Here is a 13,748-nt window from a genome sequence, read left to right as displayed (position 1 = left end):
CGTCCCGCAGCAGCCGCAGGACCAGTCGGAGCAGGTCCAATGAAAATCCTTTTCGCCAGCCAGGCAATAGACGGGCATTTCAATCCCATGACGGGTGTTGCCGTATGCCTCAAAGAACGCGGCCATGAAGTCGCGTGGTACACCGGTCCTGTCTTCAGCCAAAAACTCCGGGAACTGGACGTTCCGCTCATGCCTTTCAAGCGGGCCATTGAGCACCGGGCGGACAACCTGTTCGAGCTGTACCCCGAACGCGCCAAGCTCAAAGGCCCGCGGGCTATCGGGTTCGACGGGGAAAAGATCTTCGCCAGTAACGTCAGCAACTTCTTCGAGGACATCCGCGAACTGGAACAGGACTTCTCCTTTGACGTGGCCGTGGTTGACAGCTCCATGTTTGTCCACCGCCTCGTCGCGCACCTGATGGGTAAACCGCTGGTGAACTTCGTTGCCATTCCCAACATGGAAAGCGACCCGCAGGTACCCCCGCTCTTTTTCGGTTTCAAACCCCCTCGCAACGCGGTGGAGAGATCCGTCCAGGCCGCCGCGGGCGTCCTATCCGATAAGGTGATTCTCCGGCCCGCCGGCCTCAGCTACCGCCGCCAGCTTGCCGTTTACGGCCAGAACGTCCCCAAGCGCGGTCGGCTGACGGACGAGCCCTACAAGACTTCAAAGGCAGTGATCCAGACCGGGCCGGAAGCGCTGGACTTCCCGCGGCGGAACAGGAATCCCGCGGTGCATTATGTGGGGGCACTCCTGCCCTACAGGCTGCCGGGAACTGCAGCGCAGGCATCCGGTGATGAGGCGCAGGTGGCGGACCCGTGGCCGCAGTACCCGCGCACGTTGCTGGTGACCCAGGGAACGGTGGACAACGTGGACCAGGACAAGCTCATTGTTCCGGCGCTGGAGGCGGTAAAGGACATGGACGCTTTGGTGATCGTTGCCACCGGTGGGCGTGGAACAGAAGCCCTCAAGTCCCGCTACCCGCAGCCCAACATTGTTGTCCGCGATTTCGTGGATTTCGCGAATGTCCTGGATTTCACGGACGTCTTCATTACCAACGGCGGCTTTGGCGGAGTGCAGCTCAGCCTGTCCAAGGGAGTGCCCATGGTGGTGTCCGGAATCAACGAGGGCAAGAGCGACGTCAACGCCCGGGTGGAGTATGCGGGCGTTGGTATCAGCCTGAAAACCGAACGGCCCAGACCATCCCGGATCGCCAAAGCAGTGCGCGAAATTCTCTCGGATCCTGCCTGGCGGGCCCGGGCAGGGAACATGCGTGACCAGTTTGCCGCCGGGGATCCCGCCGCTGTTGCTGCCGGCGTCGTAGAAAGGGCGGCCGGCCTGCGGGCGGAATGAAGGCCGCGGTGAAGCATAATGGAGCCCATGCGACGGACTGTTTGGGGGATGCTCGCCGCCCTTTTCCTGCTGGGTGCCACAGGGTGCGCGGTGACGGTGGAAGACCGCGGGTATGTGGCACCGCCGCCGCTGCCACCAATGGAACAGCTGGAGCAGGCAGCGCTGGTTGACCCGGAGGACTACTCCGGCGGAGCTGATGGCGTTGTTTCGTTCATCACGGAAGACCGCACTGTGGCATGCTCCCTCACGGCTGCCCGCGGGCCGCACATCAACCTTCCCTATGAGCAGAACAGCTTCAGCGACAGCGAAAACAACAAGCTGGCCATTGTGCCGGTGGCCTACTGCGAACTGGCCAGGTACCCCAAGCCGCAAACGGAAGACGTGGCAGACGACTGTGCGGCAACGAACCTCGGCTACCTGGGCGGCGTTGCGCTGCTGACGCCTGACGCCGCTACGTATGGCGAGTGCCGTTCCGGCGTCACACAAATGGAAGCAGCGTACGGCCCCCGGGGCAGCAAGGCAGGACCGCTGGCGCAGCTGACTGTTCTGGCGGACGGGAAAATCCTCGAACGCAACGGGCTGCGCTGCTCTGCCTATAACGGCGGCGTAGCGTGCGGAAACGTGTCCGCAGGGGTCGGTTTCTTCGTGTCGCCGGATCATTACGAACTGATCGCAGGACCGGCCGCAAGCCCCCCGGCGGCGACGGCAGGGGCCTCAAAAACCCCGTAATTCCGCGGTTTTTCTACGCTTCATAGAATAGTGTCCTTACTCACATAAGGGGTAGTCTGGGACGGGCCGGTCCTCCCAAAGGACTAGAGTTCCCAGTGGAGCATCACGCCGCGTGGCTCGTTTCCGATAGGCCGCCGGTGCGTGCAATTCCGCAGCCCGGTCATCGTCTTGCGATGGTGTCCGACTGTACAGAAACTACTTCGACGTAGAAGGACACTAAACCGTGGACCTGTTTGAATACCAGGCGCGCGATATGTTCGAGGCGCACGGTGTACCCGTGCTTGCTGGCATCGTGGCGTACACCCCAGAAGAAGCAAAGGCAGCTGCCGAGAAGATCGGCGGCGTTACTGTCGTTAAAGCACAGGTCAAGGCTGGCGGCCGCGGCAAGGCCGGCGGCGTCAAGGTGGCAAAGTCCGCGGATGAGGCACTTGAACACGCCACCAACATCCTGGGCATGGACATCAAGGGCCACACCGTCAAAAAGGTGATGATTGCCCAGGGTGCGGACATTGCCGAGGAGTACTACTTCTCCGTCCTGCTGGACCGGGCCAACCGCAACTACCTGGCCATGTGCTCGGTTGAGGGCGGCATGGAAATCGAACAGCTCGCCGTCGAACGCCCCGAGGCGCTCGCCAAGATCGCCATCGACCCCGCCGTGGGCATCGACCAGGCAAAGGCCGACGAAATCGTCGCAGCCGCAGGCTTCGCTGAGGAACTCCGCGGCAAGGTCGCCGCAGTGATCCTCAAGCTCTGGGACGTCTTCAAGAAGGAAGACGCCACCCTGGTGGAGGTCAACCCGCTGGTCAAGACCGGCGCCGGCGAAATCGTCGCTCTCGACGGCAAGGTCTCGCTCGACGAGAACGCCGAGTTCCGCCACGCAAAGCACGCCCTCCTCGAGGACAAGGACGCTGCTGACCCGCTTGAGGCCAAGGCAAAGGCGCAGGACCTCAACTACGTCAAGCTGGACGGCGAAGTGGGCATCATCGGCAACGGTGCAGGCCTGGTGATGTCCACCCTGGACGTCGTCGCCTACGCCGGGGAGAACCACGGCAACGTGAAGCCCGCCAACTTCCTGGATATCGGTGGTGGAGCATCCGCAGAGGTCATGGCCGCCGGCCTGGACGTCATCCTCGGCGATGAGCAGGTCAAGTCCGTCTTCGTGAACGTCTTCGGCGGCATCACCGCCTGTGACGCGGTAGCCAAGGGCATCGTCGGTGCATTGGCCGAGCTGGGCCACTCCGCGAACAAGCCGCTGGTAGTCCGCCTTGACGGCAACAACGTTGAGGAAGGCCGCCGCATCCTGGTCGAGGCGAACCACCCGCTGGTTACCCTGGCCGCAACCATGGACGAGGGCGCCGACAAGGCAGCCGAGCTCGCCAACGCAGCTAAGTAAAGGGACGCACCATGTCTATCTATCTGAACAAGGACTCCAAGGTCATCGTCCAGGGCATCACCGGCGGCGAAGGCACCAAGCACACCGCCCTGATGCTCAAGGCCGGCACCAACATCGTGGGCGGCGTCAACGCCCGCAAGGCCGGCACCACCGTCCTGCACGGCGACAAGGAAATCACCGTCTTCGGCACCGTCAAGGAAGCCATGGCGGAAACCGGCGCTGATGTCTCCATCGTCTTCGTGCCGCCGGCGTTCACCAAGAGCGCCGTGGTCGAAGCCATCGAGGCCGGCATCGGCCTGGTCGTTGTGATCACCGAAGGCGTGCCGGTCCAGGACTCCGCCGAGTTCTGGGCGCTGGCCCAGTCCAAGGTGGACGCCGACGGCAACCAGGTCACCCGCATCATCGGACCGAACTGCCCCGGCATCATCACCCCCGGCGAGGCGCTGGTCGGCATTACCCCGGCCAACATCACGGGCAAGGGTCCCATCGGCCTGGTTTCCAAGTCCGGAACCCTGACCTACCAGATGATGTACGAACTGCGGGACCTGGGCTTCTCCACCGCCATCGGCATCGGCGGCGACCCCATCATCGGCACCACGCACATTGACGCCCTGGCCGCGTTCGAGGCTGACCCCGAGACCAAGGCGATCGTGATGATCGGCGAAATCGGCGGCGACGCCGAAGAGCGTGCAGCCGACTTCATCAAGGCCAACGTCACCAAGCCGGTCGTCGGCTACGTTGCCGGCTTCACCGCTCCCGAAGGCAAGACCATGGGTCACGCCGGGGCCATCGTTTCCGGTTCCGCCGGAACCGCCCAGGCCAAGAAGGAAGCCCTGGAAGCCGCTGGCGTGAAGGTCGGCAAGACGCCGTCCGAAACCGCCAAGCTGCTGCGCGAAGTTTACGCAGCGCTCTAACTCCCAGTAACAAACAACGCGGGGTCACTCCCGGCCCGATCCATCCCCTGGATTGGGCGCGGAGTGACCCCGCGTTGCTGTTTAACGTACGACTTAACGTACGACGTAACGTACGACGACGGGAGGTCACCTTTCCCAGCGAAAGGTGACCTCCCGTCGTCGTACTTTTAGCTTGTCAGACCTTGGCGCCGCTGAGGAGTTCGTCCAGCCGCTCGTAGCCCTCGCTCATGCCGCCTTCCATTCCGGACTGGGCCATCCCGTCCCGCGCCTCCTGGCTTGGGTAGACGGAGTGGCCCCGCAGGCGGCACCGTCCATTGCCGAGGTCCTCGAAGGTCATGAATTCCAGGCTCACCACGTCCGGGTAGCCGCCGAACTCAAAGGTCTGGATGGCGAATTCGTTCTCGCGGACCGTGTGGAAGATGCCCCTGAACTCGTAGGGCACCCCTTCGGGCCCGGTGTGCAGGTAGCTGTAGCTGCCGCCGGTCCGGAAATCGTAGTGGTCGATTTCCATCTTGTAGCCCCGCGGGCCCAGCCACTGGACGATCAGGTCCGGTTCCTTATGGGCCCGGAAGACGTCCGCTACGGGGAAATCAAACTCGCGCTCGTAGTCGATGAAGGGGACGCCCTCAGGAACGCTGAGTTTCAGGGAATTACTCATGATGACTCCTTGGAGATGGATCGCTGCTGGCCGCAGCATTTGATCTAAGTACGGCGTCGAGGCTCCGGAACTGCCCTTCGCGGACCAGCCTGTACTGGTCGATCCAGGCTGTCAGCGCCTCAAGCCGCGCAGGGTTCAGGTGGACGGGCCGGCGCTGCGCATCCCTGGTCCGGGTCACCAGTCCCGCCTGCTCGAGTACCTGGATATGTTTTGAGACCGCCTGCTTGGAGATCTCAAACGGTTCCGCCAATTCGTTCACGGTGGCCTGGCCCCGGCTGAGCCGGGCGATGATGCTCCGCCGCACGGGATCGGCCAAGGCCATAAAGGCCGAGTCCAAGGCTGCGCTTTCGGAGATCATCAGGGCCCTTCCTTATTCAACCTTTTCTTTTATCAACCTTTAGGTTGTTTAAGTCTACGTCTGTTCCGGCGGCTGTTCAAGATCCCCAGAGGCGCTCTTGCCGCAGCCTGAAGAACTTTGTTAGTATGTCAGTACAAACTTTCAAAGGAGAGACAGTGCCACTCGTTCGTATCGATGTAAATCTGGGCCGCAGCCGGGAGGACCTGCAGCAGTTGAGCCGGGGAATCCACGACGCCATCCTTGCTGAATACGGCATCCCGGAGCGCGACTACTTCCACATCCTCACCGAGCATCCCGCCGGGCAGATCTTTGCCCAGGATGCCGGACTAGGTTTTGAGCGGACAAGCGGTGTGGTGATGATCCAGATCGTTACCCAGGGTGGACGGTCGCAGGAGGCAAAACAGCGCCTCTTTGCCGCCGTGGCGGACAAGCTCGGTGAGGCGGGGATCGCCGGCGAGGACGTGTTCATTGGCTACGTGGAGAACACTGCCGGCGACTGGTCCTTCGGCTTTGGCCGCGCCCAGTACGTTACCGGCGAGCTGGCTGTACCCCGGAAGTAGGGCGTCGTCTTCTGCTCGCGGGACCCTTCCGGCTCCCCCTGGGGAGTCTAAAACTGCCACTATGGCAACTTGTAAACATGTCAGTACAAACCTTTGACAGGACATTGATTCTAGGGCAAAGTAGTGGGTGTGACCCCGCTCATGGAGGGGCCAGCCAGGCACCGGAGCTCTAGCTGTTTGAGGTAAGAGTTCAAACTAGAAAGGTCCGCAAATACCGTGACCCACGAACTGCTCACGATCGGGCGCATCAGCGTTGATATCTACCCGAACGACATTGGGGTGGACCTGGAGGACGTGACGTCCTTCGGCAAGTACCTCGGCGGATCGCCGTCGAACGTTGCGGTAGCGGCCGCCCGGCATGGCCGCCGGACCGGGGTGATTACCCGTACCGGTGACGACGCTTTCGGCAAGTACCTCCACAGGGAACTGAAGAAGTTCAACGTTGACGACGCCTTCGTCACCCCGGTCAGGGAATGGCCCACTGCGGTGACGTTCTGTGCGATCAAGCCGGCTACGGACGAGTTCCCGCTCTACTTTTACGGGCGTTTCCCTACCGCCCCGGATCTGCAGATCAAGGCAGAAGAGCTTGACCTGGACGCTATCCGCGACGCGCGGATCTTCTGGTCCACCGTGACCGGCCTGTGCCAGGAGCCCAGCCGAAGCGCGCACATTGCCGCTCATGAGGCCCGCCCGCACGCCGGCCTCAAAGAAGGCCAGTTCACCATCCTGGACCTGGACTATCGGCCCATGTTCTGGGCCTCCGAAGAGGAAGCCCGGGAACAGGTCGGCCGGATCCTGCCGCACGTGACCGTGGCCATTGGCAACGACAAGGAATGCGCGGTGGCCGTTGGGGAAGGGACGCCTGATGAGCAGGCTGACCGGCTTCTGGCAGCCGGTGTTGAGATTGCCGTCGTGAAGCTTGGCGCCGAGGGTGTGATGGCCAAGACCCGCACGGAGCGTGTTGTTTCTGCGCCGGTACCGGTGGAAACCGTCAACGGCCTGGGTGCCGGCGATTCCTTCGGCGGCGCCTTCTGCCACGGCCTGCTCTCGGGCTGGCCGCTTGCCCGGGTCCTGGATTATGCCAACGCCGCAGGCGCGATCGTCGCGTCCCGGCTTTCCTGCGCCGACGCGATGCCGACGCCGGAGGAGGTCACCTCGCTGCTTGCCGAACGCGGCCGCCTGGTTCCTGGTCAGTTTGCCACCGAAGGAGCAGCGCTGTGACCCTCACCCCCCTCGCCTCGAACAATGCCCTGGACGACGACCCCCGCCGTTATGCCCACTTGAGCACCATCCGGCTTGAAGACCCGGACGCCATAGCCCGGGCCGCGAAGGCGCGGCGCCGCCACCCCGGCCTGAAATACGGCAAGCAGAACTTCATTGTGGCTGCGGACCACCCCGCGCGCGGCGCCCTTGCCGTCGGTTCGGATCCCGTGGCCATGGCAGACCGCCGGCAGTTGCTGGACCGGCTGCAGATTGCGCTGGCCAACCCGGCCGTGGACGGTGTGCTTGCCTCGCCGGACATCATGGACGACCTGCTCCTGCTGGGTGCGCTGGACGGAAAACTCGTTTTTGGCTCGATGAACCGCGGCGGGCTCGCGGGCCTGGTCAACGAATTCGATGACCGTTTCACCGGGCACACGGCTGCTGCCCTGGAAGCTCTTGGTGCCGATGGCGGCAAGATGCTGACGCGCATCTGCCTGGGGGACCCGGATACGGTCGTCACCCTCGAGGCAACGGCCAAGGCCATCGATTCGCTTGCCGAGCGTAAGCTGATCGCCATGGTGGAGCCGTTCCTGTCGGTCCGGGAAAACGGCCGCGTCCGGAACGACCTCTCAACGGACGCCGTGATCAAGTCCATCGCCATCGCCGAGGGTCTGGGCTCCACCAGTGCCTACACGTGGATGAAGCTTCCCGTTGTTGCAAACATGGAACGGGTCATGGCAGCTACCACCATGCCCACCGTCCTGCTGGGCGGGGACCCGGACAGCAGCCAGGACGAGGTCTTCGCAAGCTGGCAGGCAGCCCTCGCGCTGCCCGGGGTGCAGGGTCTCACAGTGGGACGGACCCTCCTGTACCCGGCCGACGGCGATGTTTCCGGCGCCGTTGCCACCGCCGCCTCGCTGCTGAACCACACCACCCCAAACCGAACCGAAGAAGTATCGGAGTAGCCTCCCCATGGGAACAACATCAGGAACTGCAACGCGCAGAATGACGGTCGCCCAGGCCGTGGTGGAATACCTTTCCAAGCAGTACACGGTGGACTCCGTTGGCGGCGTTGAGTACCGCGAGCGGCTGATTCCGGGGACCTTTGGCATCTTCGGGCACGGGAACGTGGCCGGTGTGGGCCAGGCGCTGAAGCAGTACCAGCAGCTGGACCCGGCCATCATGCCCTACTACCAGGGCCGGAACGAGCAGGCCCAGGTGCACCAGGCCGTGGGGTATGCCCGGCACACCCGCCGCCGACAGACGTTCGCGGTCAGCACCTCGATCGGTCCGGGTTCCTCGAACCTGCTGACCGGTGCCGCTTTGGCGACCACGAACCGGCTGCCGGTGCTGCTGCTGCCGTCCGACACGTTCGCCACCCGTGCCGCGGATCCGGTGCTGCAGCAGCTGGAGCAGCCTTACGCGTACGACCTGACCGTGAACGATGCGTTCCGGCCGCTGTCCAAGTTCTTTGACCGGGTGACCCGGCCGGAGCAGCTGTTCTCCGCGTTCCACCACGGCCTGCGCGTCCTGACGGACCCGGCAGAGACCGGCGCGGTGACCATTTCGCTGCCGCAGGATGTCCAGGCCGAGGCGTTTGACGTGCCTGCGGAGTTCCTGGCCGAGCGGGAGTGGCGGATCCGCCGCCCGGACGCGGACGACGACGACATCGCCCGCGCCGCAGCGGCGATCCGTGCCGCGAAGCGCCCGCTGATCATCGCCGGCGGCGGCGTCCTGTACGCCTACGCCAACGACGAACTCGCGAAGCTCGTGGAGCTGACGGGCATCCCGGTGGGCAACACGCAGGCGGGCGTCGGCGTCCTGCCCTGGGACCACACGTTCTCCCTGGGGGCGATTGGTTCCACGGGGACGACGGCGGCGAACGCCATCGCTGCCGAGGCGGACCTGATCATCGGCATCGGCACCCGGTACGAGGACTTCACCACCGCGTCCCGCACGGCCTTCCAGAACCCGGACGTACGGTTCGTCAACATCAACGTCGCCCCGATCGACGCGTACAAGCACGGCACCACGCTGCCGATCGTGGCCGACGCCCGCAGGGCACTGGTGAAGCTCAACGCAGCTTTGGGCGGGTACCGGGTGGGTGCGGACCTGGAACAGAAAATCGAGGCTGAGAAGAAGCGCTGGGACGCCACCGTGGACGCGGCCTTCGACACCCGCTATACCCCGCTGCCGGCCCAGAACGAGATCATCGGCGCCACCTCCCGGGCCATGGACGCGCAGGACGTTGTGATCTGTGCGGCCGGTTCCCTGCCCGGTGACCTGCACAAGATGTGGCGGGTCCGGGACCCGTTCGGCTACCACGTGGAATATGCGTACTCCTGCATGGGCTACGAGATTCCGGGCGGCCTCGGCGTCAAGCGCGCGGCGCTGGCGGAGGCCGCCAAAGGCGGAACCCGGCGCGACGTCGTCGTCATGGTGGGGGACGGCTCCTACCTGATGATGCACACCGAACTGGTCACCGCCGTCGCCGAACGCATCAAACTGATCGTGGTCCTGATCCAGAACCACGGCTACGCCTCCATCGGCTCGCTCTCCGAGATGCTCGGCTCACAGCGTTTCGGCACCCAGTACCGGGCCCTGGACGAAGAACAGCACAGTTTCGACGAAGGAGAGACCCTGCCCGTGGACCTGGCCCTGAACGCCGAGTCCCTGGGCGTGAAGGTCATCCGGATCGAACCGGGGGAGAAGGTCATCGCCGAACTCGAACAGGCCATCCGCGACGCCAAGGCCGCCCCCGAACGTGGCGGCCCCATCCTGATCCACGTCGAATCCGACCCGCTGCTGGACGCCCCGTCCTCCGAGTCCTGGTGGGACGTTCCCGTCTCCCAGGTATCAGAACTGGACTCGACGAAAGCGGCCTACCAGACCTACACCGACCACAAAGCCCGCCAGCGCAAACTGCTCGGCTGACACCCCACCCCTGCACAGCCACAGACCAAGGAAGTCCACACATGTCAACGACGACCACCACTGTCATCAACCACTTCATCAACGGCGCCGAAACCGCCGGCGAGGGCGACCGCACCACCAACGTCTACAACCCGGCCACCGGCCAGGTCAGCGCAGAGCTGCGGCTGGCGAACCGGGCGGACCTAAACGCCACCGTTGCGGCCGCCCGCAAGGCCGCCGACACCTGGGGCGACATCTCCCTGGCCAAGCGCACCGCCGTGCTGTTCAAGTTCCGCGAGCTCGTCGCCTCACACATCGATGAGCTCGCCCAGCTGATCACGGCCGAGCACGGCAAGGTCCTCTCCGACGCCAAGGGCGAGATCGGCCGCGGCCTGGAAGTCATCGAATACGCCTGCGGCATCCCCACCCTGCTCAAGGGCGACTACTCGGACCAGGTGTCCACCGGCATCGACGTCTTCAACTTCCGCGAACCCCTTGGCGTGGTCGCCGGCATCACCCCGTTCAACTTCCCGGTGATGGTCCCGCTGTGGATGGCCCCGATGGCGATCGCCACCGGCAACGCGTTCATCCTCAAGCCCTCCGAACGCGACCCCTCCGCCTCCATGCTCCTGGCCAAGCTCTGGAAGCAGGCCGGCCTGCCCGACGGCGTGTTCCAGGTCCTGCACGGCGACAAGGAAACCGTGGACGGGCTCCTGACCCACCCGGACGTGGACGGCATCTCCTTCGTCGGCTCCACCCCGATTGCCCAGTACGTCCACGAGACCGCCACCAAGCACGGCAAGCGCGTCCAGGCCCTGGGCGGGGCGAAGAACCACGCCATTGTCATGCCCGACGCCGACCTGGACAACGCCGCGGACCACCTGGCCGCCGCCGCGTTCGGCTCCGCCGGCGAACGCTGCATGGCCATCTCCGTCGCCGTCGCCGTCGCGGACGCAGCCGACCTGATCGTCAAGAAGGTCGAAGAACGCGCCCTGGCCGTGAAGGTCAACAACGGCACCGAGCCCGACGCCGAAATGGGCCCGGTGATCACCCCCGCCTCCAAGGAACGCATCGTCCGGATCGTCACCGAAGCCGAACAGGCCGGCGCCGCCATGGTCGTTGACGGCCGCGACCTCGTGGTCCCCGGCCACGAGGACGGCTTCTGGGTGGGCCCCACCGTCATCGACCACGTCAGGACCGAAATGACCGCCTACACCGAGGAAATCTTCGGACCGGTCCTCGTCGTGGTCCGCGTTGACAGCCTCGAGGACGGCATCAACCTCATCAACGCCAACCCGTACGGCAACGGCACCGCCATCTTCACCTCCTCCGGCGCCGCAGCCCGCAAGTTCCAGCGCTCGGTGACCGTCGGCATGATCGGCATCAACGTGCCCCTGCCCGTTCCCGTGGCTTACCACTCCTTCGGCGGCTGGAAGGCATCCCTCTTTGGCGACAAGCACATCTACGGCCCCGAGGGCGTCTCCTTCTACACCCGCGGCAAAGTGGTCACCTCACGCTGGCCCGAAACCCACCACGCCTCCGGCGCCTCCTACAACTTCCCGTCCAACTAGGCCCCACCCCGACAACCACCATCGACTGCTCCGTACCCGCCGTTTTGAGCGTCCAAAACGACACCTGCGGAGCAATCGATGAGGAGGAACGCACAATGACAGAGAACAAACTGATCATCGGCACGGCGCCGGACTCCTGGGGCGTCTGGTTCCCGGACGACCCCAAGCAGACGCCGTGGGAACGGTTCCTCGACGAGGTTGCCGAATCCGGCTACAGGTGGATCGAACTGGGCCCTTACGGGTACCTTCCCACCGACCCCGCGCGGCTGGCCGAGGAACTCAAGCAGCGCGACCTCAAGATCTCCGCCGGTACTGTGTTCACCGCTTTCCACCGCGGACTGGACCAGTGGGAAACCGCGTGGGAGCCCGCCCGGAAGGTTGCCGAACTGACTGCAGCCATGGGCGGCGAGCACATCGTGGTCATCCCTGCCATGTGGCGCGATGACGTTACCGGCGAGGCAGTGGAAAGCGGCACCCTGAACGACAAGGCCTGGGGCGACCTCTTCGAGGGCCACAACCGCCTGGGCAAGACCCTGCTCGAAGACTTCGGCCTGAAGCAGCAGTTCCACTCCCACGCGGATTCCCACGTGGGAGCCCAGGAGGACATCGAAACCTTGCTGGCTGCGACTGACCCGAAGTATGTGAACCTTTGCCTGGATACGGGCCATGCCGAGTACTGCGGCGCATCAAGCCTGGAGCTCATCAAGAACTACCCGGACCGGATCGGCTACCTGCACCTGAAGCAGATCAACCCGGAGATCCTCAAGAAGGTCAACGAGGAAAACATGACCTGGGCTGCCGCCAACCTGGCAGGCGTTATGACCGAGCCGCCGAACGGCCTGCCCGACCTCCGCGCCGTTATCGAAGCGGTCGAGGGCCTCAACCGCCCCATCTTCGGCATCGTGGAGCAGGACATGTACCCGGTGGCCTTCGACGTGCCCATGCCGATCGCCAAGCGCACCCGCAACTACCTGCTGTCCTGCGGTTCCCGAACCACCGTCAACTGACAACAAAGACAGCCCGCATCCGTTACAGATACAGAAGGACGAAACAATGACTCAAAACCTCCGCGTCGCCGTCATCGGCGCCGGGCGCATGGGCGCCGACCACATCCAGCGGCTCAACACCCGCATCCACGGTGCCGAGGTTGCCGCCGTCGTCGACGTTGACCTGGCCCGTGCCCAGGCGGCCGTTGAAGGCATTCCGGGAGCCGTTGCCCTTGCTGACGCCGAGGAAGCGCTCAACAACGGCGACGTCAATGCAGTACTCATTGCCACACCTGGTTTCCTGCACGAGGACATCCTGCTCAAGGCCGTTGCCAAGGACATCCCCATCCTTTGCGAGAAGCCGCTGACCCCGGATGCCGAGTCCTCCTGGAAGATCGTCCAGGCCGAGGTTGCACTGGGCCACAAGCGCATCCAGGTCGGCTTCATGCGCCGGTTCGACGCAGAATATGCAGCCCTTGGCCAGATCATCCGGAACCACGAACTGGGTGAACTGCTGATGCTGCACCACCAGCACCGCAACCCCACTACGCCGGCCGGCTTCACCAACGAGATGCTGATCAACGACTCCGTTGTGCACGAGTTCGACGCCATCAGGTACTTCACTGGCGAGGAGATCACCAGCGTCCAGGTCCGCCTGGGCAAGGCGACCAAGAACGCGCCCGCGGGCCAGCACGACCCCCAGCACGTCCTGCTCGAGACCGAGTCGGGTGTCCTGGCCGACGTCGAAATCTACGTGAATGCCAAGTTCGGCTACGAAGTGGCCACCCAGGCTTCCTTCGAAGAGGGCATCGTCAGTATCGGAGGAGACAAGGGCCCGTACACCCGGAGCGCCGGCCGCTGGGGCGGCAACGTCACCCCCGGCTTCGAGGAGCGTTTCGGTGCGGCATACGACGTCGAAATCCAGTCATGGGTGGACGCGGCACTTAAGGGCGAGATCGGCGGTCCCACGGCCTGGGACGGTTACGCCACCGCAGCCTGCTGTGAAGCAGGCGTCGAGGCGCAGAAGAACGGCGAAAAGGTGGCCGTGAAGCTTGCCCCCAAGCCGGACCTCTACAAGTAGGACAGAAAGGGGATGGAGCGATCCGTCCCCTT

At 64.2% G+C, this 13,748-nt stretch carries 13 protein-coding genes; 11 read left to right on the top strand and 2 right to left on the bottom strand.

Annotation, left to right across the window (positions count from 1 at the left end):
• Window positions 1-39 precede the first annotated feature (39 nt).
• The 4 genes from PV768_RS02595 to sucD all read left to right on the top strand — a co-directional run bounded on the left by PV768_RS02595 (window position 40) and on the right by sucD (window position 4,386).
• Entirely contained in the window at window positions 40-1,350 is a 1,311-nt protein-coding gene (locus PV768_RS02595; protein ID WP_421092206.1) for a glycosyltransferase, read from the top strand.
• Window positions 1,351-1,368: 18 nt separating this feature from the next.
• The gene (locus PV768_RS02590) at window positions 1,369-2,079 is read left to right on the top strand and encodes a hypothetical protein (protein ID WP_421092205.1); all 711 of its coding nucleotides are present in this window, start codon (window positions 1,369-1,371) and stop codon (window positions 2,077-2,079) included.
• 223 nt (window positions 2,080-2,302) lie between these two features.
• Window positions 2,303-3,472 (top strand): ADP-forming succinate--CoA ligase subunit beta, encoded by a 1,170-nt coding sequence (gene sucC / locus PV768_RS02585; protein WP_321215419.1) that lies wholly within the window; start codon window positions 2,303-2,305, stop codon window positions 3,470-3,472.
• Between the two features lie 11 nt (window positions 3,473-3,483).
• Window positions 3,484-4,386, top strand: coding sequence for a succinate--CoA ligase subunit alpha (sucD, locus tag PV768_RS02580; RefSeq protein WP_157239019.1), 903 nt, complete (start codon window positions 3,484-3,486; stop codon window positions 4,384-4,386).
• A 175-nt stretch (window positions 4,387-4,561) separates the two neighbouring features.
• On the opposite strand, the gene PV768_RS02575 is transcribed toward sucD, so the two are convergent.
• Complete coding sequence (locus PV768_RS02575) at window positions 4,562-5,044, bottom strand: SRPBCC family protein (protein WP_321215420.1); 483 nt, start codon at window positions 5,042-5,044, stop codon at window positions 4,562-4,564.
• On the bottom strand, window positions 5,037-5,402 hold the full coding sequence (locus PV768_RS02570; RefSeq protein WP_421092204.1) for an ArsR/SmtB family transcription factor: 366 nt from the start codon (window positions 5,400-5,402) through the stop codon (window positions 5,037-5,039). Before PV768_RS02570 ends, PV768_RS02575 begins: the two co-directional genes overlap by 8 nt.
• Before the next feature lie 155 nt (window positions 5,403-5,557).
• Here PV768_RS02570 and PV768_RS02565 point away from each other — a divergent pair, with 155 nt between their 5' ends.
• From PV768_RS02565 to PV768_RS02535, 7 genes are all read left to right on the top strand, one after another.
• Entirely contained in the window at window positions 5,558-5,962 is a 405-nt protein-coding gene (locus tag PV768_RS02565) for a tautomerase family protein (protein WP_421092203.1), read from the top strand.
• 216 nt (window positions 5,963-6,178) lie between these two features.
• Window positions 6,179-7,183, top strand: a complete 1,005-nt coding sequence (gene iolC, locus PV768_RS02560) for a 5-dehydro-2-deoxygluconokinase (RefSeq protein WP_421092202.1) — start codon at window positions 6,179-6,181, stop codon at window positions 7,181-7,183.
• On the top strand, window positions 7,180-8,130 hold the full coding sequence (locus PV768_RS02555) for a Cgl0159 family (beta/alpha)8-fold protein (protein ID WP_321215424.1): 951 nt from the start codon (window positions 7,180-7,182) through the stop codon (window positions 8,128-8,130). Before iolC ends, PV768_RS02555 begins: the two co-directional genes overlap by 4 nt.
• A gap of 40 nt (window positions 8,131-8,170) precedes the next feature.
• Complete coding sequence (iolD, locus tag PV768_RS02550) at window positions 8,171-10,099, top strand: 3D-(3,5/4)-trihydroxycyclohexane-1,2-dione acylhydrolase (decyclizing) (protein ID WP_421092201.1); 1,929 nt, start codon at window positions 8,171-8,173, stop codon at window positions 10,097-10,099.
• A 41-nt stretch (window positions 10,100-10,140) separates the two neighbouring features.
• Window positions 10,141-11,649, top strand: a complete 1,509-nt coding sequence (locus PV768_RS02545) for a CoA-acylating methylmalonate-semialdehyde dehydrogenase (protein WP_157239014.1) — start codon at window positions 10,141-10,143, stop codon at window positions 11,647-11,649.
• Between the two features lie 95 nt (window positions 11,650-11,744).
• Window positions 11,745-12,656, top strand: a complete 912-nt coding sequence (locus tag PV768_RS02540) for a sugar phosphate isomerase/epimerase family protein (protein ID WP_364406534.1) — start codon at window positions 11,745-11,747, stop codon at window positions 12,654-12,656.
• 46 nt (window positions 12,657-12,702) lie between these two features.
• Window positions 12,703-13,716 carry a Gfo/Idh/MocA family protein gene (locus PV768_RS02535; protein WP_157239012.1) on the top strand — a complete coding sequence of 338 codons (1,014 nt, stop codon included), beginning with the start codon at window positions 12,703-12,705 and terminating at the stop codon, window positions 13,714-13,716.
• The last annotated feature ends 32 nt before the right edge of the window (window positions 13,717-13,748 follow it).

This window comes from Pseudarthrobacter sp. CC4 (assembly GCF_048957775.1).
Classification (GTDB): domain Bacteria; phylum Actinomycetota; class Actinomycetes; order Actinomycetales; family Micrococcaceae; genus Arthrobacter.
Note: the sequence above shows the minus strand (reverse complement) of the source record. Positions and strands in the feature narration are given on the sequence as shown.